General features: G+C 70.5%; 23 protein-coding genes and 1 pseudogene. 10 read left to right on the plus strand and 14 right to left on the minus strand.

Annotated elements, in window-relative coordinates:
* Nucleotides 1–289: 289 nt before the first annotated feature.
* Nucleotides 290–448, plus strand: a pseudogene (locus AOM45_RS52975) (BBE domain-containing protein); the annotation flags it as partial.
* 14 nt (nt 449–462) lie between these two features.
* On the opposite strand, the gene AOM45_RS23415 reads toward AOM45_RS52975, so the two are convergent.
* Nucleotides 463–1,365: a S1 family peptidase gene (locus AOM45_RS23415; RefSeq protein WP_051783192.1), complete on the minus strand. Its 903-nt coding sequence runs from the start codon at nt 1,363–1,365 to the stop codon at nt 463–465.
* 212 nt (nt 1,366–1,577) lie between these two features.
* On the opposite strand from AOM45_RS23415, the gene AOM45_RS23420 reads away from it, so the two are divergent.
* Nucleotides 1,578–2,075: a hypothetical protein gene (locus AOM45_RS23420; protein ID WP_051783194.1), complete on the plus strand. Its 498-nt coding sequence runs from the start codon at nt 1,578–1,580 to the stop codon at nt 2,073–2,075.
* 102 nt (nt 2,076–2,177) lie between these two features.
* Here the strand turns inward: AOM45_RS23420 and AOM45_RS23425 are convergent, their stop codons facing one another.
* From AOM45_RS23425 to AOM45_RS53525, 6 genes are all read right to left on the minus strand, one after another.
* A complete protein-coding gene (locus AOM45_RS23425) occupies nt 2,178–2,834 on the minus strand; it encodes a response regulator (protein ID WP_030467232.1) in 657 nt (218 codons plus the stop codon).
* A 2-nt stretch (nt 2,835–2,836) separates the two neighbouring features.
* The gene (locus tag AOM45_RS23430) at nt 2,837–4,369 is read right to left on the minus strand and encodes a sensor histidine kinase (RefSeq protein WP_081902060.1); all 1,533 of its coding nucleotides are present in this window, start codon (nt 4,367–4,369) and stop codon (nt 2,837–2,839) included.
* 32 nt (nt 4,370–4,401) lie between these two features.
* Nucleotides 4,402–4,893 carry an LppU/SCO3897 family protein gene (locus AOM45_RS23435; protein ID WP_030467234.1) on the minus strand — a complete coding sequence of 164 codons (492 nt, stop codon included), beginning with the start codon at nt 4,891–4,893 and terminating at the stop codon, nt 4,402–4,404.
* An 83-nt stretch (nt 4,894–4,976) separates the two neighbouring features.
* Nucleotides 4,977–6,038 (minus strand): sensor histidine kinase, encoded by a 1,062-nt coding sequence (locus tag AOM45_RS23440; protein ID WP_030467235.1) that lies wholly within the window; start codon nt 6,036–6,038, stop codon nt 4,977–4,979.
* Complete coding sequence (locus AOM45_RS23445; RefSeq protein ID WP_030467236.1) at nt 6,035–6,673, minus strand: response regulator; 639 nt, start codon at nt 6,671–6,673, stop codon at nt 6,035–6,037. The genes AOM45_RS23440 and AOM45_RS23445 overlap by 4 nt, the downstream gene beginning before the upstream one ends.
* A gap of 152 nt (nt 6,674–6,825) precedes the next feature.
* Nucleotides 6,826–6,960 carry a hypothetical protein gene (locus AOM45_RS53525; protein ID WP_269083656.1) on the minus strand — a complete coding sequence of 45 codons (135 nt, stop codon included), beginning with the start codon at nt 6,958–6,960 and terminating at the stop codon, nt 6,826–6,828.
* Between the two features lie 25 nt (nt 6,961–6,985).
* Here AOM45_RS53525 and AOM45_RS23450 point away from each other — a divergent pair, with 25 nt between their 5' ends.
* Entirely contained in the window at nt 6,986–8,302 is a 1,317-nt protein-coding gene (locus AOM45_RS23450; protein ID WP_030467237.1) for a cation:proton antiporter, read from the plus strand.
* Here AOM45_RS23450 and AOM45_RS23455 read toward each other — a convergent pair.
* Nucleotides 8,269–8,919 carry a fasciclin domain-containing protein gene (locus AOM45_RS23455; RefSeq protein WP_030467238.1) on the minus strand — a complete coding sequence of 217 codons (651 nt, stop codon included), beginning with the start codon at nt 8,917–8,919 and terminating at the stop codon, nt 8,269–8,271. The genes AOM45_RS23450 and AOM45_RS23455 overlap by 34 nt on opposite strands.
* Before the next feature lie 176 nt (nt 8,920–9,095).
* On the opposite strand from AOM45_RS23455, the gene AOM45_RS23460 reads away from it, so the two are divergent.
* The 3 genes from AOM45_RS23460 (at nt 9,096) to AOM45_RS23470 (ending at nt 12,160) form a co-directional block, all read left to right on the plus strand.
* Nucleotides 9,096–10,787 carry a cytochrome c biogenesis protein DipZ gene (locus AOM45_RS23460; protein ID WP_030467239.1) on the plus strand — a complete coding sequence of 564 codons (1,692 nt, stop codon included), beginning with the start codon at nt 9,096–9,098 and terminating at the stop codon, nt 10,785–10,787.
* Nucleotides 10,788–10,850: 63 nt separating this feature from the next.
* Nucleotides 10,851–11,447 carry a sigma-70 family RNA polymerase sigma factor gene (locus AOM45_RS23465; protein WP_035909970.1) on the plus strand — a complete coding sequence of 199 codons (597 nt, stop codon included), beginning with the start codon at nt 10,851–10,853 and terminating at the stop codon, nt 11,445–11,447.
* Entirely contained in the window at nt 11,444–12,160 is a 717-nt protein-coding gene (locus AOM45_RS23470; RefSeq protein WP_030467241.1) for an anti-sigma factor, read from the plus strand. The genes AOM45_RS23465 and AOM45_RS23470 overlap by 4 nt, the downstream gene beginning before the upstream one ends.
* On the opposite strand, the gene AOM45_RS23475 is transcribed toward AOM45_RS23470, so the two are convergent.
* Genes AOM45_RS23475 through AOM45_RS23485 form a run of 3 tightly spaced genes read right to left on the minus strand, consistent with a single transcriptional unit; the run spans nt 12,161 to nt 15,148 of the window.
* A complete protein-coding gene (locus tag AOM45_RS23475; protein WP_236703807.1) occupies nt 12,161–12,601 on the minus strand; it encodes a GNAT family N-acetyltransferase in 441 nt (146 codons plus the stop codon).
* A gap of 55 nt (nt 12,602–12,656) precedes the next feature.
* Complete coding sequence (locus AOM45_RS23480; protein WP_030467243.1) at nt 12,657–13,292, minus strand: response regulator transcription factor; 636 nt, start codon at nt 13,290–13,292, stop codon at nt 12,657–12,659.
* Nucleotides 13,280–15,148 (minus strand): sensor histidine kinase, encoded by a 1,869-nt coding sequence (locus AOM45_RS23485; RefSeq protein WP_156093778.1) that lies wholly within the window; start codon nt 15,146–15,148, stop codon nt 13,280–13,282. Before AOM45_RS23485 ends, AOM45_RS23480 begins: the two co-directional genes overlap by 13 nt.
* A 134-nt stretch (nt 15,149–15,282) precedes the next feature.
* Between AOM45_RS23485 and AOM45_RS23490 the strand changes: the two genes are divergently transcribed.
* The gene (locus AOM45_RS23490; protein WP_156093779.1) at nt 15,283–15,885 is read left to right on the plus strand and encodes a hypothetical protein; all 603 of its coding nucleotides are present in this window, start codon (nt 15,283–15,285) and stop codon (nt 15,883–15,885) included.
* Nucleotides 15,882–16,475 carry a hypothetical protein gene (locus tag AOM45_RS23495; protein WP_156093780.1) on the plus strand — a complete coding sequence of 198 codons (594 nt, stop codon included), beginning with the start codon at nt 15,882–15,884 and terminating at the stop codon, nt 16,473–16,475. Before AOM45_RS23490 ends, AOM45_RS23495 begins: the two co-directional genes overlap by 4 nt.
* Here AOM45_RS23495 and AOM45_RS23500 read toward each other — a convergent pair.
* On the minus strand, nt 16,459–18,732 hold the full coding sequence (locus AOM45_RS23500) for a M28 family peptidase (protein ID WP_201780053.1): 2,274 nt from the start codon (nt 18,730–18,732) through the stop codon (nt 16,459–16,461). The two genes, AOM45_RS23495 and AOM45_RS23500, sit on opposite strands and share 17 nt — an antisense overlap.
* Nucleotides 18,733–18,901: 169 nt before the next feature.
* On the opposite strand from AOM45_RS23500, the gene AOM45_RS23505 reads away from it, so the two are divergent.
* A complete protein-coding gene (locus AOM45_RS23505; RefSeq protein ID WP_030467248.1) occupies nt 18,902–19,786 on the plus strand; it encodes a hypothetical protein in 885 nt (294 codons plus the stop codon).
* A gap of 25 nt (nt 19,787–19,811) precedes the next feature.
* Here the strand turns inward: AOM45_RS23505 and AOM45_RS23510 are convergent, their stop codons facing one another.
* Nucleotides 19,812–21,566 carry a proprotein convertase P-domain-containing protein gene (locus tag AOM45_RS23510; RefSeq protein ID WP_051783203.1) on the minus strand — a complete coding sequence of 585 codons (1,755 nt, stop codon included), beginning with the start codon at nt 21,564–21,566 and terminating at the stop codon, nt 19,812–19,814.
* Nucleotides 21,567–21,650: 84 nt separating this feature from the next.
* Nucleotides 21,651–22,274, minus strand: a complete 624-nt coding sequence (locus AOM45_RS23515; protein WP_030467250.1) for a class I SAM-dependent methyltransferase — start codon at nt 22,272–22,274, stop codon at nt 21,651–21,653.
* Between the two features lie 66 nt (nt 22,275–22,340).
* Here AOM45_RS23515 and AOM45_RS23520 point away from each other — a divergent pair, with 66 nt between their 5' ends.
* On the plus strand, nt 22,341–23,042 hold the full coding sequence (locus AOM45_RS23520; protein ID WP_156093781.1) for an arsenate reductase/protein-tyrosine-phosphatase family protein: 702 nt from the start codon (nt 22,341–22,343) through the stop codon (nt 23,040–23,042).

The following is a 23,042-nucleotide window of genomic DNA, read 5'->3' on the forward strand; positions in this document are numbered from 1 at the left end:
GCCGAAGCGGACCTTGGGGGACGGACGAGCTGGGAGGGGCCTGCGGGGCAGGGGTGGTGCCGCAGGCGGCGAGCGCCGCACCTGCACCCGCCAGACCGGCTGCCTCCACAAGGCTGCGTCGATCCACTGGGCTGACGTGCGATCACCTGGTCTCGGTGACCGCGGTGACGGCGGACGGCCGTCGCACCTGGCGCCACGAGTCTCTCCCGCCGCACCGCCCGCGCCTCCGCCCAGATCTACTTCAAGACGCCGCCGGGCAACGCTACGGAGGCCCCGCGCCGTGGGTGAGGTGCAGGACGGCCTCGGCGCGCTCGTCGGGGACACCGGGTACGTCAACTACATCGACCCGCAGCTGCCGAACTGGGCGGAGGCGTACTACGGCGGCAACCTCCCGCGGTTGATGGAGATCGCCGCCGAGTACGACCCGGACCGCGTGTTCGCGTTCGCGCAGTCAGTTCCGCGTCAGCCGATGGTCGCGCCGACCGCCGCCAGCGCCTTGGTGACGGGCTGGAAGAACGTCACGCCACCGCCGCGGCAGTCACCGCTGCCGCCCGAGGTCAGCCCGATCGCGTCACCGTTGCGCGCGAACATCGGCCCGCCGCTGTCCCCGCCCTCCGCGCACACGGTCGTCTGGATCAGGCCGGTGACGCGGCCTTCGGGGTAGTTGACGGTGGCGTTGAGCCCGGTGACGCGGCCCGAACGCAGGCCAGTCGTGCTGCCCATGCGCTGCACCTGGTTGCCCACGCGAGCCTCGGCCGCACGCCGGATCCGCACCTTGCCGCCGTTGCCGGTGTCGACCTCGCTGGGTGCGTTGGTGTTGCGGTTGTTGTAGGTGAGCAGCGCGAAGTCGCCGTTGCCGGGGAACGTCGACCTGACGACCGTGGCCGCGGGCCTTCCCCCGGCGTTCAACGAGAACTGCCTGCCCGCGGCCGTGCAGTGGCCCGCGGTGAGGAAGCCGGGACGGCCGTCGGCGGTGACGACGTTGAAGCCGAGCGAGCAGCGGCTGTTGCCGGCGAAGATCGCGTCACCGCCCTCGGCGAACAGGCGGAACGTGCCGGTGGTGCGCTGGAGCTTCACCCCGGTACCCATGGCGTCCACTGTGGACTTCAGGTTGTTCCACCTGTCCCCGGTCACGGTGCTGTCCGCGGTGACCAGGACCTCGTTCGTGTCCGGGTCGACCGCCCACGCCGTGCCGGTGACAGAAGCCTTCTGCCGCAACGTCTCCGTCGCCTGATCGGGTGTGGTGCGCTGCTGCGGCGCTGCCTGGCTCGCGGTGAAGGTGGTCGCGGTGATCGCCACGGCGACGAGACCGATGGCCGCGCCGATCGCCTTGGCCCTGCGGCCGTCGTTGTGGTGCTTGCCCATGTGGTGCCCTCTCGTGAAGTCCGCGAATGCTCAAACAGTGGAATCCGTTGTGCGGCAGCGACAAGTTGCCGATCGTCTCGATCTGACAGACGGTCGGCGCGGATGTGTCACCGATCGTTTCGAGGCCTCGAAACCGGTGAACGTCAGGCGATGAGGTCCCCGTACTTCCCCGTCGAGAGGCTCAGCGAGAGCCGGACGGGAAGGAAGCGGACATGCTTGAGAACAACGTGAAGCGGGGCGTTCTGGTGGCGGCGCTGGCAGCGGCGGTGAGCTTCGGAACCGCCGGGCTCGCCGCGGCGAGCCCGAGCACGAGTTCCAGCGCCAGTCCCACCACGACCACGAGTTCCAGCGCCAACAAGCAGGCGAACTGCAACGCCCAGCAGAAGCAGCAGGCGAACCAGGCCGCCGCCAACGCGAAGAACCAGGCGGCACGGACCCAACGGGCGGCCAAGCGGGCCGCGAACAACGCCAAGCGCGCCCAGCAGCGGGCGAACAACGCCGCGAAGGCCGCCCAGGCGGCGGCGCAGAAGGCCCAGCAGACAGGCCAGCAGGCCGACAAGAACAAGGCGAACCAGGTCGCCGCGGCGGCGAACAAGGCCAAGCAGCAGGCGACTGCGCAGGCCAACCGCGCCGCCCAGGCGAAGAAGGCCGCGGCCGCGCAGAACAAGCGCGCCAACGACGCCGCCGCGGCGGCTCGCAAGTGCGCGTGACCGCACTCGCCTGAGACCGCGCCGGGCGGGCAGGCGAGTGCACAGCGGGGAAGGAGCTCAGGCACGGCGGCCCTGAGCTCCTTCCCCGTGTTCGCAACAGCCTCATGCGGTCGGAAGGAGGCCTGCGTCGTGGGCGATGATCGCGGCCTGCACGCGGTTGGCGCAGCCCAGCTTCGCGAGGATGCGGCTCACGTAGGTCTTCACGGTGCCCTCGCCCATGAAGAGCAGGCGGGCGGCTTCCGCGTTCGAGGCGCCGACGCCGATCAGGACGAGCACGTCGCGTTCGCGGTCGTTCAACGTGTCCACGAGCCGCTGCGCCTTCACGTTGCGGCTGTCGGCCGCGGTCAGGTGCGTGGCGATCAGGTCCTTGGTGATGCGGGGAGAGAGGATCGCGCCGCCGTGCGCGGCAGCCCGCACCGCGTGGATCAGCTCCTCCGGACCGCTGTCCTTCAACAGGAACCCGGCGGCTCCCGCCCTCAGCGCGCGGGTGATGTACTCCTGTTCCCCGAACGTCGTCAGCATCACGACCTTGACCGCGGGCGCTCGTTCCGCGAGCTGCTCGGCGGCGGTCAGGCCGTCGGTGCCCGGCATGCGGATGTCCACGAGCGCCACGTCGACGTCGTGTTCACAGGCCAGGCGCACGGCCTCGGCGCCGTCGCCCGCCTCTGCGGTCACCCGGATGTCCTCGGCGTGGCGCAGCACCAGCCGGACGCCTTCGCGCAGCAGCTGTTCGTCGTCCGCCAGCATCACGTTGATCACGGTCACGCTCCCGGCAGCAGGAAACGGGACTTCTGGACGAGCAGATCCCTGCGGAAGCAGTAGCGCTCGACCACGGTCGCCCCGTTCTCTTCGATGTAGGTGTAGGTGCAGTCGACGTTCGGCGGCGGCAGGGGCTCCACGCCGCGAGAGGCCATGCGCGCGATCTTGCTGTCCAGCCCGACGTTCTCGGCCACCCGCTCACGGGTGCTGCCGAGCGGGAGCGTCTCGAACACGGGCCGCTGGTCCGCGATGTCGGTGAACATCACCGTGTTGAAGGTGACGACGAGGATCGCGACCGCGCCGATCAACCCCGTCGCGAGCACGGCCGACATGCCCGCGCGGGCGAGGTCGACCTCCGGCGCCTCCGGTGTCTCCGACGCCAGGGCGAGCGGTGTGGTCGCGGCGAGCGAGAGTTCCGCGGCGATGCGGAACCCACGTCCTGGCAACGGTCCTGCCGCGAACGTGCCGCCCAGCAGCCGGACGCGTTCCTGCACGCCGGCGAGACCCAGTCCGGTGCCCGGTGCCGCGCCGCCCCCGCGTCCGTCGTCGGACACCGCGACGCGCACGCGGTCGTTCCCGTGCTCCACCACGACTTCCGCCCGCGCACCCGGAGCGTGGCGGCACACGTTGGTGAGCCCCTCGCGCACGATCCGGTGCACCGCCTGCCGCACCGGTCTGTCCACTTCGGACAGATCGGGGCCGTGCCAGGTGAGGGTGACGTGCATCCCGCCGTCCTGGGTCTGCCGCACGAGCTGGAAGAGGTCGGCCTTGGTGCCGGTGTGGTCGGCGGGCCTGGTGGCGGCGGGCTCGGGCTGACGCAGGATGCCCAGCGTCGCCCTGAGCTCGTTCATCGCGGTGCGCACGGTGGTGCGGATGAGCCGCGCCGGTTCGCTGACGTGCTGGGTGGCGTCCATTTCGAGGCTGCCCGCGTACAGGGAGATGAGACTGAGCCGGTGACCGAGCAGGTCGTGCATCTCCTGCGCGATGCGGGAGCGTTCCTGCAGCCGTGCGGTCGATCCGGCGTAGCGCGACTGCTCCCGCAGCGCGCTGATCAGCTGTTCGCGTTGCGCGAGAAGGGTGTGCACCACGATCGGGCCGGCGACGGTCACCATCGCGGCGATGCCGAACTCGATGACCACGACCCGCCACTGGAACCCGGACCCGATCAGCCCGATCGTGAACGGCACCAGGCCGGCCGCCGTCAGCACGCAGTCCCGCCACCGGGTCCGCCGCACCCGCGCCGCCACGCTGTAGGACGCGATGGCCAGCGCGACGCCGGTCGCCGGGTACCAGCCGAACAACGCCGCCGCGGCGAGCACGGCCACCACGGGCAGCCGGCGCCGGAGCGCGACGGGCAGGACGGCGGCGCCCGCGACCAGCGCGCCGACGGACGGGACGTTGCACGAGGCCGGCCCCCAGGTCACCGCCACGTACAGGGTCGCCGTGTAGGTCACGGCTCCCGCGAACGCGAGCAGAGCCAGCTCACGGCCGAGCGCCGCCACCCGCGTGGCCGCCCCCGTCCGAGATCCGCTCATGTCCGGGGATACGTACCGCGCGACCACCTGGTTTAGGCCGGTGTCTTCTGCACCGGCGCGAGGCAGTAGGTCGTGGGCGGTTCGGGGTAGACGATCGACAGCTGGTCGTCGCCGTCGTCCGGGCAGCCGGAACCGTCCCCCGCGGTGGGGATCACCTTGGTGACCTTGACGGTCTCCTCGCCTGAACAGGTCGCTCTGCCCCAGCTGTCCTCGTCGTCGGAGGGCTTGTAACACGCGCCCTCGACGAGGTTGGGGAGCAGGCAGAGCTTGCCGCCGCCGCTCGGGGTCACCTGGACGTACTCGTCGTCCCCCGAGGGACAGGTGGCGCCGGAGTCGGTCAGCACCTTGCCGACCTTGAACTTCGCGTTGTCTGCCGTGCAGCCCGTGCTCGCGACCTCGGTGCCGTTGGTGACGGTGACGCACTCACCGGCTTTCGCCTGCGGTCCGCCGGCGAACTGCAGGAAGACGAATGCCGCGGCGACGGCGACGGCCAGCACCGCGAGGACCAGAACTGGTTTCTTCATACCCCTGACTACGGCCGTGGCCCGCGGTCCAGGCGACGGAGAAGGTCTTCGCGATCGAGACGATGAGGGACTTGCGTTCCGCGTCAGCTCGTGAGCGGCAGCCGCAACTGGAGCCGGAACCCGCCCTCGAACGTCGGCGCGGTCGTGATCGATCCACCCAGCAGCGCGGCCCGCTCCTGGAGCCCGACGAGACCGTGCCGCGCGCTCGGCAACGCGAGCGTCGGGCGGGTGGGCGCGGTGTTCGTGATGGTCACCGTGAGATCGCTGCCGTCCTGCGCGATGTCGACCGCCGCCGTGCTGCCGGGGGCGTGCTTGCGGACGTTGGTGAGCGCCTCCTGGATCGTGCGGTAGATCGTGCGCTGGTACGCGGAGTCGATGCCTTCGGGCGCGGCACCGGTCAGCGTGGTCTCGATGCCGCTGCCGGAGAGCAGTCTGTCCACATCGGACAACTTCGGCTGCGGCGTGAGCTCGTTGCCCGCCGTGCCGGACGCGCGCAGCAGGTTCACCATGTGCCGCAGCTCGTCGAGCGTGTCGACGGACAGCTTGCGGACGTTCTCGGCCGCCGTCTTCGCGTTCGGGTCGGTGGTGGAGACGCTCAACGCGCCCGCCTGCACGGCGATGAGGCTGACCTGGTGGGACACGACGTCGTGCATCTCGCGGGCGAGCTGGTTGCGCTCCCGCGCCAGCACGGCCTGCGCGTCGAGCTCGCGTTCGTGCTCACGCGCCTGGCGGACCTCGGCCAGCGCGCGCACCAGCCGGGCGAAGAAGATCGGCGCGGCCGCCACCATCGCCGCGTAGATCACGACGAGCACGACGTCGGTACCGGGGACGTCGAGGAGGATGTCCGCGCCGGGGAAGAGGTACCCACCGGTGGCGAGCAGCCCGCAGCCGGTGAGCAGGTACCGGTTCGAGTGGCGCAGGGCGACGGAGTAGAGCGCGACCACGGGCGGCAGGACGGCGCCGACGGCCGCGAGCGCGGGCAGCGTGACCAGGAAAGCCGCGACAGGCCACCGGCCGCGGACGAACAGCGCGGCGACGGCCAGCACCGCCAGGGCGATCATCAGCGGATCGTCGGGCTGGTTGAGCGCGGTCTCGACGGCCGCGGCCGCGATCACCCCGGCGTTGGCGAGCAGCGCCCGGTTCACAGCAGACCCGCGCGCTGGGCCACGAGCGCCGCCTGCACCCGGCTGCCGACCCCGAGCTTGGTGAGGATGGCCGAGACGTGGTCCTTCACCGTGCCGACGCTGATGTGGATGCGCCCGGCGATGTCCGAGTTGGACAGCCCCTCGGCGATCAGCACGAGCACCGCCCGCTCCCGCTCGGTGAGCCGGTCGACCTGCGACGCCGCCGGCGACCCGGCACCCGACCCGAGGTACCCGTCCACGACGGTCCGCGTGACCTTCGGCGACAGCACCACCCCACCGGCCGCGAGCGTGCGGACGACCTGGGCGAGCTGGTCAGGCGCCGTGTCCTTGAGGATGAACCCGGCCGCCCCCGACCGCAGCGCCGTGGCGATGTACTCGTCCGAGTCGAACGTCGTCAGCATCGCCACGACCGGCGGCTTCTGGAACCCGCGCAGCTGCCGCAGGACCGTGAGGCCGTCGACGTCGGGCATCCGAATGTCGAGCAGCACGACGTCGGGCTGGTGCAGCCCCGCCTCCTTGACCGCCTGCCCGCCCGGCACCGTCGCCACGACCTCGATGTCTCCCGCGGCTTCGAGGATCAGGCGGAATCCCGAGCGCACCAGCTCCTCGTCGTCGACGACGATCACACGAACCATGGGGCCCAGTGTCGGCGAGACCCGGGGTGGACGGCCATCCGGGGGTCGGCGGCTCGGTGTCCCCCGACTGGCTGGCGGCGACCAGCCGGTCGGGGGGCGTCGGCGAAGTCGCGGAGAAGGGTGGGCGGGCGCGAACGGGATGAGGTGCGGGCTCAGTGGCGGCCTCCCTCACCCTCGAGCTCACGACCGGGCTGGTCCGCACCACCCCGCCGAGCCGGGTCGAGGTCGCTGACCTCGTACTTCCTGTCCCACCACGCGGCGAAACCCGCCCCTGCGCCTGTCCTCATAGGACACGTGGGTGAAAATGAGCGGATGAACACCCTGCTGCTCGCCGCGGCCTTCGCGATGGTGGTCCGATCACTCGCGGCGAACCGGCTCGACCGGTGGTACCTCGGCGCGCCGATCGTGATGGTGCTCGCCGGCGTCGCGGTCGGACTGTTCAACGTGAGCGCGATCGCCGAGGGCCTCAACACGGAGGCGTCGCAGCACGCGGCCGAGATCATTCTCGCCGTCCTGCTCTTCGTCGACGCCACGGAGGTGCGCGCGGGGCGGTTGTGGGGTGCCTACCCCGGGCTCGTGGCCAGGGTGCTGCTCGTCGCCATGCCGATCAGTCTCGCCCTGGCGGCGGTGGCGGGGTGGCTGTTGTTCCCCGATCTGCCGTGGGCCGTTCTCCTGCTGATCGCCTGCGTGACGGTGCCGACCGACTTCGCCCCGGCGGAACGGGTGGTGCGCGACCCGGCGTTGTCGGTGCGGGTGCGCAGCACGTTGAACGTCGAGAGCGGCTACAACGACGGCATCGTCTCGCCGTTGTTCCTCTTCGCGCTGATCCTGGCCGGCACCACGTCCGAGACGCGCACGCCGCTCGAGGCGCTGGCGACGGTGCTGCCCTTCGCGATCAAGGCGCTCGTGGCCGGTGTCGTGATCGGCGTTCTGCTCGGCTGGCTGATGGACCGGGCACACCAGGCCGGGTGGGTCAGCGAGCAGTCGGCGAGGGTCGCGGTGCTGCTGGCACCGCTGCTCACCTACACCGCGACCGTCGCCATCGACGGCAACGGGTTCGTCGCGTCCTTCGTCTGCGGCATCGCGTTCCGGTACGTGCACCGGATCCTCAAGGCCCGTCACGTCCACAAAGGACGCGCCGAGGCCCGCACCGACTCCCTCAACACCGATCTGCACCTGCTGGAGGACGTCACCGGGCTGCTCACGATGACGATGTGGTTCGTCGTCGGCATCTCGGCGGTCCTCATCGTCTCCCTGGGCGTCTCGTGGCAGGAAGTCCTCTTCTGCGCCGCGGTGCTCACGGTGATCCGGTTCGTGCCGGTCCTCCTCTCGCTGACCGGCTCGAAGTTGTCCGGACGCGAACGCACGCTCATCGGCGCGCTGGGACCGCGCGGGACGACCACGATCGTGTTCGGGCTGCTGGCGTTCAACAAACTGCCCGAGGGCACGGCGGCGGACACGATCCTGACGATCACCGTCGTCTGCGTGCTGGGAAGCGTTGCGCTGCACGGCATCGGCGCCGGGCCGGTCGCACAGCTGATGGCAGCGCGGAGGAAGCCGGCTGAACCGCGGTCGGTTCAGCCGGCGGACCCCGGTCAGGCGGGCAGCAGCACCGAGTCGATCAGGTAGACGGTCGCGTTCGCGGTGTGCACGCCACCGCAGATCACGTTGGCGTCGTTGACCTTCAGCGCGTTGCCGGACCCGGTCACCTTCACCACGCCGGTCTGCACGGTCTTCTGGTCACCGGAGATCTTGTCCGGTGAGATCTGACCGGGCACCACGTGGTAGGTGAGGATCTTGGTCAGCAACGCGTCGTCGGTCTTGAGCTTCTCGATGGTGGCGGCGTCGATCTTCGCGAACGCCGAGTCGACCGGCGCGAAGACCGTGAACTCCGAGCCGTTCAGCGTCGGCACGAGGTTCACCTTCGGGTTGAGCTTGCCGGACACCGCGCTGACCAGCGTCGTGAGCAGCGGGTTGTTGCTCGCGGCGACGGCGACGGGGTCGGCGGCCATGCCCGCCACCGAACCCGCGCCGGACGGGACCTGCTTGGCGTAGTCGGCGCAGCCGGGGCCCACGAGGTCGCGAGCCGGGTCCGCCATCGCCGACGACGAGGGCGCCGTCGAGGTCGGGGTGGAGCTCGTGCTGGAGCTGCTGCTCGCCATGTCGCCCGAGCCACAGGCAGCGGCGAACAGGGTGAGGGAGGCCGCGCCGATGGCCAGGGCGGTGCTGCGGACGGTCTTGTTCATGACAGGACATCTCCAAGGAGTGGTCGAGCGGTTGCTGCCGGGGATTCGCCACGCCTCGCGGAACGGATTGGCGCGGTTATGAATCCGTTACCAACCTGACCGTCCACAAACGACGATCAACCAGATTTCCGCAGCACAACGGCAATCCGCACGCCGCCCGGTTCCGAAGCACGGGCATGCTGACCCTCGGTCTCATCGGCCTGATCGGCGGCCTGGTCACCGGCATCTCGCCGTGCATCCTGCCCGTCCTGCCCGTCATCTTCTTCTCCGGTGGCGCACAAGGTGCCCGCGCGGACCGGAAACGCACCGCCAGGCCGTATCTCGTGATCGCGGGACTGGTGGTGAGCTTCAGCCTGGTCACGCTGTTCGGCTCGTTGCTGTTGTCCGTGCTGGGCCTGCCGCAGGACGTGTTGCGCTGGGCTGGAATCGTGGTGCTCGTGCTGATCGGCGCGGGCCTGGTCGTGCCGCGGTTCGAGCAGCTGCTGGAGAAGCCGTTCACGTGGATTCCGCAGCGCAGTCCCGATCCGAACAAGGGCGGGTTCGCGCTGGGTCTGGCGCTGGGCGCGGTGTACGTGCCGTGCGCGGGCCCGGTGCTCGCCGCGATCACGGTGGCGGGGTCCACCGGCAAGGTCGGCGCGGACACCGTGGTGCTGACGCTCACGTTCGCGGTGGGCGCGGCGATCCCGCTGCTGATCTTCGCGCTCGCCGGGCGGCGCGTCGCCGAACGGGTGCAGGCGTTCCGCAGGCGCCAGCGGGCTGTCCGCATCACCGCCGGCGTCGTGATGATCGCGTTGGCCGTGGGGCTGGTGTTCAACCTGCCGCAGCTCCTGCAACGCGTGGTCCCTGACTACACCAGCGATCTCCAGGCCAGGGTGAACAACTCCGAGCAGGTCCGCAAGGCGCTGAACCTCGGCGGACTGGTCAACGACCAGAACAAGGACCTCGACAAGTGCTCCGACGGCGCCGCCGAACTGGAGAGCTGCGGCACCGCGCCGGACATCACCGGAGTCGCACAATGGCTCAACTCCCCCGGCGTGGACCTGAAAGCCGTGCGCGGCAAGGTCGTGCTGATCGACTTCTGGGCCTACTCCTGCATCAACTGCCAGCGTTCTCTGCCGCACGTCACCGCGTGGGACTCCGCCTACCGCGACGCGGGCCTGCAGGTCGTCGGCATCCACTCACCGGAGTACGCGTTCGAGAAGGAACCGGCCAACGTCCAGGCCGCCACGAAGAACTTCGGCATCACCTACCCGGTCGCACTCGACAACGACCTGGCCACCTGGACCAACTACCGCAACCGCTACTGGCCCGCGCACTACCTCGTCGACGCCCAGGGCACCGTGCGGCACATCAAGTTCGGCGAGGGCGACTACCGCACCACCGAGAAGCTGATCAGGCAGCTGCTCACCGAAGCCGACCCCGCACGGAAGCTGCCGCCCGCCACCGAGCTGGCCGACGACACCCCCGTCGTCGCCGACATCACCAGGGAGACCTTCCTCGGGTCCACCAAACGTGTGAACTTCGCCGGCACCGAGACCTACACCACCGGTGAGAAGTCCTTCCGGTTCCCGCAGAACCAGGCCCGCGACAGCTTCACGCTCGACGGCGCCTGGACGCTCACCAGCCAGCACATCTCCCCCACCACCGAGAACGCGCGGATCCGGCTCGACTACCGCGCCAAGCAGGTGCGGATGGTGTTGTCCGGCAAGGGAACCGTCGCCTACGAGCACAACGGGCAGTCGAAGACCCTCCAGGTCGACGGCACCCCGAACTCCTACCAGCTGCTGACGACCGAACGGATAGAGGCGGGCGTGCTCACGGCGACCGTCAGCCCCGGCGTCCAGGCCTACTCCTTCACCTTCGGCTGAGAACACCGATCCAAGCGGGCGGCCGCTCCGAACACCAGGTGACAACCCAGGAGAGGACCTCAGATGCCGAACCGCGAGCGGTCGCTGAGCAGTGCCGACGTCGGACATCCGGCCGGGCCGACGGCCGACGACCTGCTGCCCCTCGTCGCACGCGGCGACGAGCACGCGTTCGAGCGGCTGTACGACGTCGTGTCCGGCTCAGTGTTCGGCCTGATCAGACGGGTCCTGCGGGACCAGGCGCAGTCGGAGGAGGTGTTCCAGGAGGTGATGCTCGAAGTGTGGCGGACCGCGACCAGGTTCGATCCCGGCAGGGGCAGCGCGAACACCTGGATCATGACGCTGACGCACCGGCGGGCCGTCGACCGCGTCCGGTCCGCCCAGGCCGCGTCCCACCGCGAGGAGCACGCGGCACGCCTCGACCCGGCCAGGCCGTTCGACGAGGTGAGCGAGCAGGTCTCCGGGCGGTTCGAACAACGTCAGGTGCGCCGGTGCCTGAGCTTCCTCACCGACCTGCAGCGCGAGTCCGTGCTGCTCGCCTACTACCAGGGCTATTCGTATCCCGAGGTCGCGAGCCTGCTGGGCCTTCCGCTCGGCACGGTGAAGACCAGGATGCGCGACGGCCTGATCAGGCTCCGCGACTGCATGGGGGTGACCGGATGAGGACGACTTCCGTCGACCTGCACACGCTCACCGGCGCCTACGCCGTGAACGCCTTGTCCGACACCGAGAGAACGGCGTTCGAGACCCACCTCGCGCGGTGCGAGAGCTGCGCCACGGAGGTCGCCGAGCTCGCGGCCACGGCCACCCGCCTCGGTGCGGCGGTGGACTTCCCGCCGCCGCCTCACCTCCGCGCGCGCGTGCTCGCCGCCGCGGCCGAGACCCGGCAGCTCTCCCCGCACACCCCGCGCCTCCCCCGCACCCGCGGGTGGGGTCGCGCGGGTGGGCTGCTCGCCGCGGCCTGCCTGGTCGCCGTCGCGTTCGTCGCCGTGCAGGGCACGCAGTCGGACAGAGATCAGCTCGCCCAGCTCTCCAGCCAGTACAGCCGGTTCTCCGATCTTCTGTCCACTCCGGACGCACGGCTCGTCAGCGCGAGCGGCCCGAACGGCTCGACCGCCACCGCCGTCGTGTCGGTCAGCCGCAACGAGCTCCTGTTCGTCAGCAAGGACATGCCGGCGCCACCCGCCGACCACGTCTACCAGCTGTGGCTGATCGACGCCGACGGTCCCCACTCCGCCGGACTGCTCGCACCCCCGTCGGCACCCCTCGTGGCCACGGGACTGTCGAACGCCCGGAAGGTCGCGATCACCGTTGAGCCGCAAGGAGGTTCGCAGGTTCCAACCGGCGACGCGCTGATGGAGATCGCTCTCGCGTGATCAGAGCCGCTTGGCGAAGTGGTGTGCCGGGATGACGTAGCCGGAGGTCAGGTAGAGCCGGTGCGCGTCGTGGCGCTGCACGCCGGAGTCGAGGTGCACCTCCGCGCAGCCGAGCCGGCGCGCCTCCTCGTCGACCCACCGCAGCAACGCGCCCGCGTGGCCCTGCTTGCGCGCGGACGGCAGCGTGCTCAGGTCGTCGATGTAGAGGTGCGGCCCGGAGTAGAGGTTCGTGATGTGCCGGAACCCGGCCACGGCCACGACCTGGCCGGACGCGTCGAAGGACCCGACGAGCCGGTAACCCTCCCGTCGCTGCGTGCGGACGATCTCGACGAAGTCCTCCACCGACGTGAGGTGCGGGCGCAGTTCGCGGAGCGCCTCGTAGGCCAGTGCGGTGTCCTCGCCCTGCAGCTCAGCGACGTTGATCGTGTGTTGAGTGGTCACGCCGATGATGTTCGTCGAGCAAGTGGCCTCCCAGAAGGCCCATTCCGCCCGTATCTCAAGAGGCCACTTCCGGTGACAGGTGAGCGAGCACGGCCAGCACCCTGCGGTGCCCGTCGACGTCCGAGGGCAGGTCGAGCTTGGTGAACAGGTGCCGCACGTGCGCCTCGACCGTGCGTTCGCTCAGGTGCAGCCGTTTCGCGATCCCGCTGTTGGTCAGGCCCTGGGCCATGAGCGCGAGCACGGCGCGTTCGCGATCGCTCAACGCGTCGAGCGGCCCCTTGCGCCCGACGAGGCTCGCGACGACGTGCGGGTCGAGCGCCGACCCGCCGCGGGCCACGCGGTCGGCGGCGGCGAGGAAGTCGGCCACGTCGAGCACGCGGTCCTTGAGCAGGTACCCGAAGCCGCCCAGGGTGATGAGGTCCGCGGTGTGCGTGGTCTCGACGTGCTGGGACAGCACCAGAACGCCGAGCGCGGGGCGACTCTCCTTGAGGGCACGGGCCGCGCGGGCGCCCTCGTCGGTGAACGTCGGCGGCATGCGGACGTCGACCACGACGAGGTCCGCGGTGGCGGCGGCGTTCTCGAGACCTTCCGCGTCGCCCAGGGCGGCCACGACCTCGTGGCCACCGTCGGTGAACAGGCGCACCAGACCCTCGCGCAGCAGCACCTGGTCCTCGGCGATCACGACCCGCATGGCACCTCCGCCGTCAACGTCGTCCCCGCACCCGGAGCGCTGTCGATGCGCAGCGTGCCACCGAGTGCCTCCAACCGGTCCACGAGCCCAGGCAGGCCGGAGCCGTCACCGAGCGACGCCCCGCCCACGCCGTCGTCGGACACGGTGACGACCAGCGTCCCGTTGCGCCGCGCGGCGGTGAGCTCCACCCGACTGGCTCCCGCGTGCTTGACCGCGTTGGTCAGGCCTTCGCAGCCGACGAAGTACGCGGCGGCCTCGGCACCGGTGCCGAACCGTTCCGGCGGCACGTCGACCGACACCGGCACGGGCGCGCGGCCGGCCAGGTCCTGGAACGCGGGGGCGAGACCGGCGTCGAGCTGGGCGGGCGGCAGTCCGTGGGCCAGGGCGCGCAGCTCGGCGATGGCCTCGGCGACCTGGTCGACGGCGGCGTCCAACGTCTGCACGGCGCCCTGGCTGTCGGTCGTGAGCTGGTGCTGCGCGTGCCGCAACGCCAGACCGATCGCGACCAGCCGTTGCTGGGCACCGTCGTGCAGATCCCGTTCGATCCGGCGACGTTCGGCGTCCGCCGCCGCCACGATCCGAGCCCGGGACGCCTCCACCTCGGCGAGCTGGCGGCGCAGCTCCGCCCGCAGCCGCACGATCTCCACGGCCAGTCCCGCGGCCTCGACGACCTGCCGCAGCACCACCGGGTTGGCGTCGACGGTGTAGGTGACCACGCCGAGCCGTTGCCCGTCGCGCTCCACGACCACCCGGCCCTGTCCCTCCACTTCGGACGGAACGCCGTCGATGTGCAGCTCCAGCGCCGGATCTCCCAGCACTTCCCGCAGCACGTCACGCACGTCCTCCGGCGCCGAGCGGCCCGCGCGCAGGTCCTCCAGGAACGCCTCGACCCAGTGCACGGCGTCGTAGCGAGCGCGGTTGAACTGCCGGTCGACCACGTCCTGAAGACGTGCCCGCAACGGCCGGAACGCCAGTGCCGCAACGAGAGTGGCCGCCGCGGTCACCCACGCCGATCCCCTTCCCAGCATTGTGCCGAGCACGACCGCCGTGACCGCGTACGCCGCCGCGAGCAGCACCGTCAGCGCGGTGTAGCTGACCGTGCGGCTGATCAGGACGTCGATGTCGTAGAGCCGGTACCGCAGGATCGCGACGGACGCGGCGACCGGCAGTGCCATCAACGGCACCGCCGCGAGCACTCCCGCGAGCGGGGTGACGTACCAGAGCGCGAACGACAGCGGCAGCATCACCGCGGCGAGCACCGCCGCGAACACGAACCACTTCAACTGCTGCCTCAGCACACCGCGCGACCGCCGCAGCCGCACCAGCAACGACACCGCGGAGGCGGCCAGCGCCCCGAGGTAGAGCGGCATCCCGGCCGTGAACAACGCCTCTGCGGGCAACCACGGGATCAGCAGGGGATTGCGCCCGTCGGGCAGGCTCTGGCCGATCGACGGCCCGAACGACCACCCGGCCGTCGTCAGCACCGTGCCGAGCCCGCCGAGCCACGCGACCCCGCGCCAGCCCCTGCCGAGCAGCCGTCCGTCGGGGAACAGCAGGAACGTCAGCGTCCAGCCGAAGCCGCTGGGAATCCACTGCGTGTAGCTCGCCCAGAACCCGAGCACCCAGCCGTGGAACCCGAGCGCCTGGGACAGGTCCGCGCCGAGGGCGTTCAGCAACGCGAACCAGAGGAAGAGCCGGCCGACCGGGCTGCGCCGCACGATCACCGCACCCGCGCCGGCCATCACGATGGTGGAGACCGCGTACATCAGCGTGTCGTAGAGGGGTTCGCGACCCCACGAGAGCACCACGGCGGCCACCTCGGCAGCGACCGTGAGCCCGAACAGGACGACGCGCATCGCCCCATGGTCGCAGCCGTCCGCCGGGCCGACCATCCGTGCCAGCACTGCATCGCGTTTCGGTGGTCACGCCGATGACCTGGGCCGACGCCGGGAGCCACGCTGTGAGCCCTCTGACGAGAAGGGTGCAGATCATGAACATGTACGCCGTCGCCGGTGGTGCCGCCACGGCCATCGCCGGAACGATCGTCCAGACCGTCGTGCAGCCCGCGACCACCGTGCCGGAAACGATGTGGAGCTACCCGTTGACGCCGCAGGCGTTCATCCCGGTCACGCTCCTCTACGCCGTGTTCCACGTCCTCGTGCTGATCGGCGTGATCGCGTTCGCCCGCAGCGGCGCGGCGGGGACGTCCCGGGTCGCGAAGACCGGCACGGCGCTGGCGATCGCTGGCACCGCGGTGCTGCTGCTCGCCGAACTGGCCTCGATCCCGTTCCACGACGACCCCGTCACGGATGCCGGACCGTCCCTCGTGGGTGGTGTGTTCGCCCTCTCCGTGCTGCTGACGTCGATCGGGTTCCTGATGTGCGGCGTCACGACGTTGCGTGCCGGGGTGTGGCAGGACTGGCGGAGGTTCGTGCCGCTCGCGACCGGAATCTGGAACGCGCTGCTGGTGGTCGTCAGCTTGACCGGCGCACTGGCGGCCGGCGTGGCAGTCTACGGCCTGTGCATGCTGCTGCTGGGCGTGGCGCTGAAGGAGCCGCGGAAGGCGCGCACGACCGCCGAGGTCGTGGCGTGAGAACCGGACTGGGCGGCTCGGCACAGGCCGGGCCGCTCGGGGGCGCTGAGAGCGCCGGCGGTCCCGCACCAACCCGCGCGCACCGTGGCGTGAAAGCAGCCCTGATCGGCGCTCTCTGCGGCCTGGCCTGGGCCGCGGGCCTCCGCGGCCTCATGGCCATCGTCGCGGGCAGCGAGTCCAACACGTCATGGCTCGGCACGTTCGCCCAGCTCCTGCTCCCCGGCCTGGTCGTGGGCGCGCTGCTGGGCTGGGCCGCCCGGCCGTGGTTCATCTTCGCCCCCTTCCTGTTCTCGGTCTCCGTCATCTCCCCCGCGCTCTTCACCGCGGGGATCGGCGGCGGCGCCATCGCACTGCCGGTGTTCGGCATCGCGGGCGGGTACGCACTGGCCGGGCGAGGACCCCGGTGGACCAGGGCCCTCGCCGGGCTCGTGGCCGTCGCCCCGATCCCCGGCTGGATCTGGGCGACGACGCTGTTCGGTCCGGACTTCGCGGTCACCACACCGCGAGGCGCGTGGATCGCGGTCTACTTCATCGCGTTCGTCGCGGTCCTCGAGGTGGGGTGCGCGAACCCGCTCAAGGAGTCAGGGTGAGAGTCCAGGTGTCGATGTTCCCGACGTCGGCCGCCGCGAGGTCCCGCACGCGGAGTTTCCAGGTGCCGTTGGGCGCCTCGCCCGACAGGTTCACGGTGTACGTCTGGTCGATGTTGTCTCCGGAACCGCCGGTCCGGTTGTGCAGCGTGTACGACGAGCCGTCCGGTGCGATCAGGGCCACCGTGAGGTCACCGATGTACGGGTGGACGATCTTCACGGCCACCGCGGCCGAACCGGACGGTGTCGCGGAGCAACCGGAGATCACGACGTCGCTGTCGACGGCCGCGCCCGCGTCCGGGATGGCGACGTCGTTCGGGTTGGTGCCGTTGCAGCTGCCGCCACCGCCGCCCGTGACGGTCAGGGTGTAGGTGGCGGTGCGGGATCCCGTGCCGGTCGCGGTGATCGTGACCGGGTAGGTGCCGTTGGCGACGGACGCGGTCGTGCTGATCGTCAGCGTCGAGCCCGACCCGGTGGTCACCGACGCCGGGCTGAACGAAGCCGTTGCGCCGGAAGGAAGACCGGACGCCGACAGCTGCACGGTCTGCGGGTCACCGCTCACCGTCTGGGTGCCGACGGTGGCCGTGGCGGACGAACCCGCCGTCACCGAACCGGACGACGGCGAGACCGACACCGAGAAGTCCGCGCCCGGCGTGCTGCTGACCGCCGACTTCCACAGGGTGTAGGCGATGCCGTCGACCGCGCGGTTGAGGTGGGTGTCGCTGATGTTGGCCGTGGTGTCGCAGGACTGGTGGTAGCACGGGTCGAACGCGCGGCCCGCGGTGCCGCCCCACTTCGTCGCCTGGGCCGAGGTCTTCGTGGCGCTGGCGCCCATCGCGTACCCGGAGGCCGGGATGCCCGCGTTGGTGAAGGACGCGTCGTCGGAACGGTTGCGGCCCTCGGTGTTCTCCTCCGGCTGCAGGCCCAGGGAGTCCCAGTACGCCTTCATGTGCGTGGACTGGGCGGAGCTGATGTTGTTGATGAAGTAGCCGCCGTTGACCGACGCGATCATGTCGAAGTTGTGGTAGGTCTTGATCTTCGCGCGCTCGGTCGACGGGAGCTGCGAGACGTAGAACCGCGAGCCGTTCAGGCCCTGCTCCTCGTCGGTCCACCAGGCGAACCGGACCTTGTTGAGCATCGACGGGTTCGTGCGGGAGAGCACGAGCGCGGTCTCCAGCAGCGACGCAGAGCCGGAGCCGTTGTCGTTGATGCCGGGGCCCGCCGTCACGGAGTCGAGGTGGGCACCGAACATGTAGACGTTGTTCGCGTTGCCGCCCGGCCACTCCGCGATGACGTTCGGACCGGCACCGGTGCTGCAGCCCGAGGTGCACGGCTGCTCGGTCACCGTGAACCCGGCCGCGGTGAGCTTGTCCTTCACGTAGGTCACCGACGCGCGGTAGCCGGCCGTCGTGGACCGCCGGTTGCCGCCGTTCTGCGTGGCGATGGTGTTGAGCTGCGTCAGGTGCTGCTTGACCGCCGCCACGTCGATGTCGGGGATCGACGGGCCGGTGCCGCCGGTCACGGTCAGCGTGTAGGTCGCGGTCTTCGTCGTGGCACCCGTGGCCGTCACCGTGATCGGGTAGGTGCCGTTGGAGATCGACGCCGCGGTGCTGATCGTCAGCGTCGAGCTCGACCCGGTGGTCACCGCCGCCGGGTTGAACGAAGCCGTTGCGCCGGAAGGAAGACCGGTCGCCGTCAGCTGCACGGTCTGCGCCTGGCCGGCGGTGGTCCGCGTCTGGACCGTCGTGGACGCCGAGGAACCCGCCGCCACCGAACCGGACGTCGGCGACACCGCGACGGAGAAGTCGTTGGCGGGCGTGGAGCCGCCGAGGTTCAGCGACCACGTGTCGATCCGGCCGACGTCGTTGGCCGCGTTGTCGTTGACCCGCAGCTTCCACGTGCCGTTCGAGGTCTCGCCCGACAGGTCGACGGTGTAGGTCTGGTCGATGTTGTCGGTGGAGCCGCCGCTGCGGTTGTGCAGCACGTAGGCCGAGCCGTCGGGGGCCACCAGGCTCACCTGGAGGTCGCCGATGTAGGTGTGGACGATCTTCACCGGCACCGTGGCGGTGGCCGAGGGCGCCGACGGGCAGTCGGTGATGGTGATCGGCGACTCGACGGTGGTGTTGTCACCGATCGCGACGTCACCGTCGTTGGTGCCGGAGCACCCGGCCAGTGGCGCGGCGGCCGCAGGGAGGACCACCGTCGCCGCGACCACCACGGTCGCCAGAGCCGTTGAAAGCAGGGATCTTCCTCTTCGCACCGAGGGCTCCTTCGCAGGGTTTTGCAGGGTCAGGCGAAGGTAACCGCGCCGAACTCCCTGGACACCGGGCCGTTCGGATGGTTGTCGGCGGCGATTTCACTTTTAAGTCACGGCTTGCGTCACGCCGCCGAGCGGATAGCGTCGGACCGCTACGCCGGGAGGAGGCACCGTGTCGATCTCACCCGACCCCGGTTTCGCGGAAACGCTGCGCGCCGCCGTCGCGACCCGCGGGCTGTCCCTGGATCGAATCCGCGACCACCTCGCCCGCCGCGGCGTGACGCTCAGCCTCGCCACGCTGAGCTACTGGCAGACGGGCCGCAGCCGCCCGGAGCGCCGCGCGTCGCTCGCGGCCGTCGGCCACCTCGAGGACGTCCTGGAACTCTCCCCCGGCACCCTTTCCGAGCTGCTGGGGCCACCCGTTCGGGGAAGCCGTCGCGAGGACGGCACGATCAGCGCGTTCTGGCCGGTGCCGTCGGTCATCGACGACGTGGTCGGAGGCGTCGACACGCGCTGGGACTCGCGGCTGACCCGCATCAGCCAGCACGACCGCGTGACGGTCGGCCCGGAGCGCGGCGAGCGGTCGTACGTGTCACGGCAGGTGCTGCGCGCCGAGGAGGACGGCCCCGACCGCTGGGTGGTGATCCTGCACCTCGACGAGCACGACCGGCCGCTGCCGTTGATCAGGCCGCTGCACAACTGCCGCCTCGGCCGGGTGGTGACCAGGCCTGCCGACGGCCTGCTGGTCGCCGAGCTGCTGTTCCGGGCGCCGTTGCGCAAGGGCCAGACCGTGATCACCGAGCACGAGCTGGTCAACCAGGCGCCGTACCCGTTGGCCACGAACTACCAGCGCAAGTTCCGGCGTCCGGTGCACGAGTACGTCCTGGAGGTCACGTTCGACGCGGCCGCGCTGCCCCGCACGTGCACTCGGGTGGTGCAGGAGGCGGACGGCACGCGGCAGACGTCCGGGGTGCGCCTGGACGAGGGCAACTCCGTGCTCGGGGTGGCGCTGAAGTTCGGGCCGGGCTGCTACGGGTTCGAGTGGGTGTGGCCGTGAGGGACGGCCACACCCGCTCAGGCCGCTAGACGGTCACCGACCAACCACTGAGGACACCGACGTCACCGGGACCGTTGTCCCCGATGCGCAGCGTCCAGGTGCCGCCCGCGGCCTCCCCTGCAACCGGGCTCACGGAGAACGTCCTGCCCGCCGGGAACGGGTGGCAGTCGTAGAGACCGCCCGGCGTCCGCAGCAACGGGTACGCGCGCCCGCTCGGCGCGACCAGCGTGACGTTCAGGTCTTCCTGGCACGTGTGGGTCGCGTCCACCCCGACCGTGATCGGGCTGGCCGCGGAGCCGGTGGCGGTGGATCGCACCGCGCTGATCGTGACCTGGAAGTCGCGGATCGGGTGGTCCGCGTCGTTGGTGAACGTGCGCCCGCCGGTGTCGCCGGAGGTGCGCATCGCGATCGCGGGCGTCTCTTTCGACTGGTTGCCCGCCGCGTCCACCGCCCGGACGGTGAACGAGTACGCGGTGTCCGCGGTCAGGCCGGACACCGTCGCGGTGGTGCCGGTGACCTTCGTGGCCACCGTCCCGCCGTTGAGGACCTCGTAGCCGGTGACGCCGACGTCGTCCGTCGAGGCGTCCCAGGCCAGCGACGCGCTGGACGAGGTCACGCCGGTCGAACGCGCGTTGCCGGGCACGGTCGGTGCCGTGGTGTCACCCGTTCCCGCTCCCGTGACCAGCGTGAGGTTCCACTTCTGCAGTGCCTCGTTCACCGGCTGGAAGATCGACAGCTCGTCGTCGGACGGGTTCTGCACGCACTGCGAGGGACCGCCGTCGTGCAGGCCGACCGCCTTGTCGCCGAGCAGCCACCCGCCGCCCGAGTCGCCGCCCTTCGAGCACGCGGTGGTGAAGGTGAGGTCCTCGATGATCAGGCCGCCGCCGTAGTCGACGGACTTGTGCGTGTACTTCACCTCGCCGCACTGCCACTTCGAGGTGTTGCCGGAGTGGCAGACGCGGTCGCCGACCATGGCCTCGGCCGAACCGGTCACGGTGACGGCGGGCTGGCCCCAGGTGTTCACGACCGGGGACAGCGTCCAGCCGGCCTCGGTCACCGCGACCACGCCCATGTCTCCCTCGGGGGCGTTCACGCTGCGGGTGCCGCCGACGTTCGACGTGCCGATCCTGTTCTGCTGGCCGGTCTGCCCGTGCGCGGCCTGGTTCGCGTCGTTCGTGCAGTGCCCGGCGGTCAGGAAGTGCTTGCCGCCGTTGGCATCCGTGGCGGCGAACCCGACGGAGCAGTACGTCTCGGACCCCGGCCACCACGGGCTGCCGGTCTGCACGGTCCCGGACTGCTGCCGTTGCTGGGACTTCGTCTCCACGACGTTGACGCCGTCGAGTTCGCGGACCCTCTCCAGGAACCGTTCGGTGTCGTGGTTCCTGCTGGAGGTGTTGACCGTGACGTCGACCTGGTTGTCGCGCACGTCCACACCCCAGCTGTACACGCCGGGAACGCCGTTGCCGATCAGTTTCCTGACCTGACCGAGCAGACGTTCGAGGTCGGCGGCGCTGCGGCGCACCAGAACCGCGTTGATCCCTCGGGCACGAGCCTGTTCCGCCGTCTTCTCGTCCGGCACCGCGACGGTGAGCTTGCCCGCCGCCGCGTCGAACCAGTGACCGGCGAGCTGGGCGCGTAGTTCCGGTGACAGGGTCGTGAACCGCTGATGTGCCTCGTTCTGCGCCACGAACGTGCTTTGGACCGCGGACGCGCTGTGAGCCGTCGCGATCACCAGGACCGATCCGCACGCCGCAGCAACGATTTTGCCGCGCAATCGCATGAGTGGAACTCCTTCTCAAGGCAGGGTGCAGAAACGGTATTCCGATTTCCCTGCCGCGAGAGGTGGTGCGGCGGCGTTAAGTTTTCAGTTCCGGATCGCGGCGAGGCGTTCCACCGTGCCGAGCTTGAGCCTTTCCTGACGCTGCAAGGTGAATCCCGCCTGTTCGACGAGCGGCAGCGGCCGGCGGGTCATGTAGTCGCCGCACATCCGGGCGGTCAGCTTCTCCAGCAACCACTGTCCGAAGTGGACGAGCCGGTGATGGCTGCCGACGTGGTCGAGCAACAGCAGCTTGCCGCCCGGTCGAAGCACGCGGTGCATTTCCGCGATCGCGTCACGTTCGTCCGGAACACCGCACAGGCCCAGCGTGCACACCACCGTGTCGAACGAGGCGGCGGGGAACGGCAACGCCTGCGCGTCCCCCTCCCGCAGCTCGACCACGCGCCCGAGCTCGGCGGCCCGCGTGCGGGCGACGGCGAGCATCCCGGGGCTGAGGTCGAGGCCGGTGATCGCGACGTTCGCCGGGTAGTGCGGGAGGTTGCGGCCGGTGCCGATGGCGACCTCCAGCACGTTCCCGGTGGCCTGCCCGCACACCCACTCCCTGCCGCCGGCGAACAGCCTGCGTTCGAGGAAGCCGATGTCGCGGTCGTAGCGCGGCGCGTAGCGGTCCCACACCTCGCGGAGACGTTCGGTGGTGAGCTTCTTGCCCATGACGTCGATGATGCCTCTCCAGCACGCCGGGATGTGCATCAAACTGGTTTGATGTATTGTCGGGGCATGGTCGCCCCGGAGTTCGTTCGGATGGCCGCCCATCCGCTGCGGTGGCAGCTGCTGACCGAGCTGGCCGGCAGCGACTACCGGGTGCGTGAGCTGACCGAACGCGTGCGCGAACCGCAGAACCTGGTCTCCTACCACCTGCGGCTGCTGCGCGACGGCGGGCTGGTGACGTCGCGGCGCAGCTCGTTCGACGGCCGCGACACCTACTACCACCTGGACCTGGACCGGTGCGGCACCTCGCTGACCGGCGCCGGCACCGCCCTGCACCCCGCGTTGCGGTTCGAGCCGAGTCCGGTTCCGGCGTCGCTGGGCGGGGTCAGCGTGCTGTTCGCCTGCACCGGCAACAGCTCACGCTCACCGATCGCCGAGGCCTTGCTGCGACGGCACGGCGTCGAGGTCACGAGCGGGGGCAGCCACCCGAAACCCGAGATCCACCCGGACGCGGTCCGCGTGCTGCGCGAGGAGTTCAGGATCGACATCACCGGTCAACGCCCGCGCGAGCTCTCGCGTGCCGGCTACGACTTCGTGATCACCTTGTGCGACAGGGTCCGCGAGGTCTGCCCCGAGTTCGACTGCCCGGTGATCCACTGGAGCATCCCCGAGCCCGTCACGTACCCGGAGTTCCGCAGCACCGTCCACGAGATCGACACCCGTGTCCGCCACCTGCTGCCCGTGCTCGCGGCAGCACGTCAGAAGGGGTGA

This window comes from Lentzea aerocolonigenes (assembly GCF_000974445.1).
In the GTDB taxonomy this organism is placed as follows: Bacteria; Actinomycetota; Actinomycetes; order Mycobacteriales; family Pseudonocardiaceae; genus Lentzea; species Lentzea aerocolonigenes.

What these genes read in the sequence shown, in the direction of transcription:
- AOM45_RS23415 (WP_051783192.1), bottom strand. Translation starts at nt 1,365, where the DNA reads ATGGGCAAGCACCACAACGACGGCCGCAGGGCCAAGGCGATCGGCGCG.
- AOM45_RS23420 (WP_051783194.1), top strand. Translation starts at nt 1,578, where the DNA reads ATGCTTGAGAACAACGTGAAGCGGGGCGTTCTGGTGGCGGCGCTGGCA.
- AOM45_RS23430 (WP_081902060.1), bottom strand. Translation starts at nt 4,369, where the DNA reads ATGAGCGGATCTCGGACGGGGGCGGCCACGCGGGTGGCGGCGCTCGGC.
- AOM45_RS23435 (WP_030467234.1), bottom strand. Translation starts at nt 4,893, where the DNA reads ATGAAGAAACCAGTTCTGGTCCTCGCGGTGCTGGCCGTCGCCGTCGCC.
- AOM45_RS23445 (WP_030467236.1), bottom strand. Translation starts at nt 6,673, where the DNA reads ATGGTTCGTGTGATCGTCGTCGACGACGAGGAGCTGGTGCGCTCGGGA.
- AOM45_RS53525 (WP_269083656.1), bottom strand. Translation starts at nt 6,960, where the DNA reads ATGAGGACAGGCGCAGGGGCGGGTTTCGCCGCGTGGTGGGACAGGAAG.
- AOM45_RS23450 (WP_030467237.1), top strand. Translation starts at nt 6,986, where the DNA reads ATGAACACCCTGCTGCTCGCCGCGGCCTTCGCGATGGTGGTCCGATCA.
- AOM45_RS23455 (WP_030467238.1), bottom strand. Translation starts at nt 8,919, where the DNA reads ATGAACAAGACCGTCCGCAGCACCGCCCTGGCCATCGGCGCGGCCTCC.
- AOM45_RS23460 (WP_030467239.1), top strand. Translation starts at nt 9,096, where the DNA reads ATGCTGACCCTCGGTCTCATCGGCCTGATCGGCGGCCTGGTCACCGGC.
- AOM45_RS23465 (WP_035909970.1), top strand. Translation starts at nt 10,851, where the DNA reads ATGCCGAACCGCGAGCGGTCGCTGAGCAGTGCCGACGTCGGACATCCG.
- AOM45_RS23470 (WP_030467241.1), top strand. Translation starts at nt 11,444, where the DNA reads ATGAGGACGACTTCCGTCGACCTGCACACGCTCACCGGCGCCTACGCC.
- AOM45_RS23480 (WP_030467243.1), bottom strand. Translation starts at nt 13,292, where the DNA reads ATGCGGGTCGTGATCGCCGAGGACCAGGTGCTGCTGCGCGAGGGTCTG.
- AOM45_RS23485 (WP_156093778.1), bottom strand. Translation starts at nt 15,148, where the DNA reads ATGCGCGTCGTCCTGTTCGGGCTCACGGTCGCTGCCGAGGTGGCCGCC.
- AOM45_RS23490 (WP_156093779.1), top strand. Translation starts at nt 15,283, where the DNA reads ATGAACATGTACGCCGTCGCCGGTGGTGCCGCCACGGCCATCGCCGGA.
- AOM45_RS23510 (WP_051783203.1), bottom strand. Translation starts at nt 21,566, where the DNA reads ATGCGATTGCGCGGCAAAATCGTTGCTGCGGCGTGCGGATCGGTCCTG.
- AOM45_RS23515 (WP_030467250.1), bottom strand. Translation starts at nt 22,274, where the DNA reads ATGGGCAAGAAGCTCACCACCGAACGTCTCCGCGAGGTGTGGGACCGC.
- AOM45_RS23520 (WP_156093781.1), top strand. Translation starts at nt 22,341, where the DNA reads ATGGTCGCCCCGGAGTTCGTTCGGATGGCCGCCCATCCGCTGCGGTGG.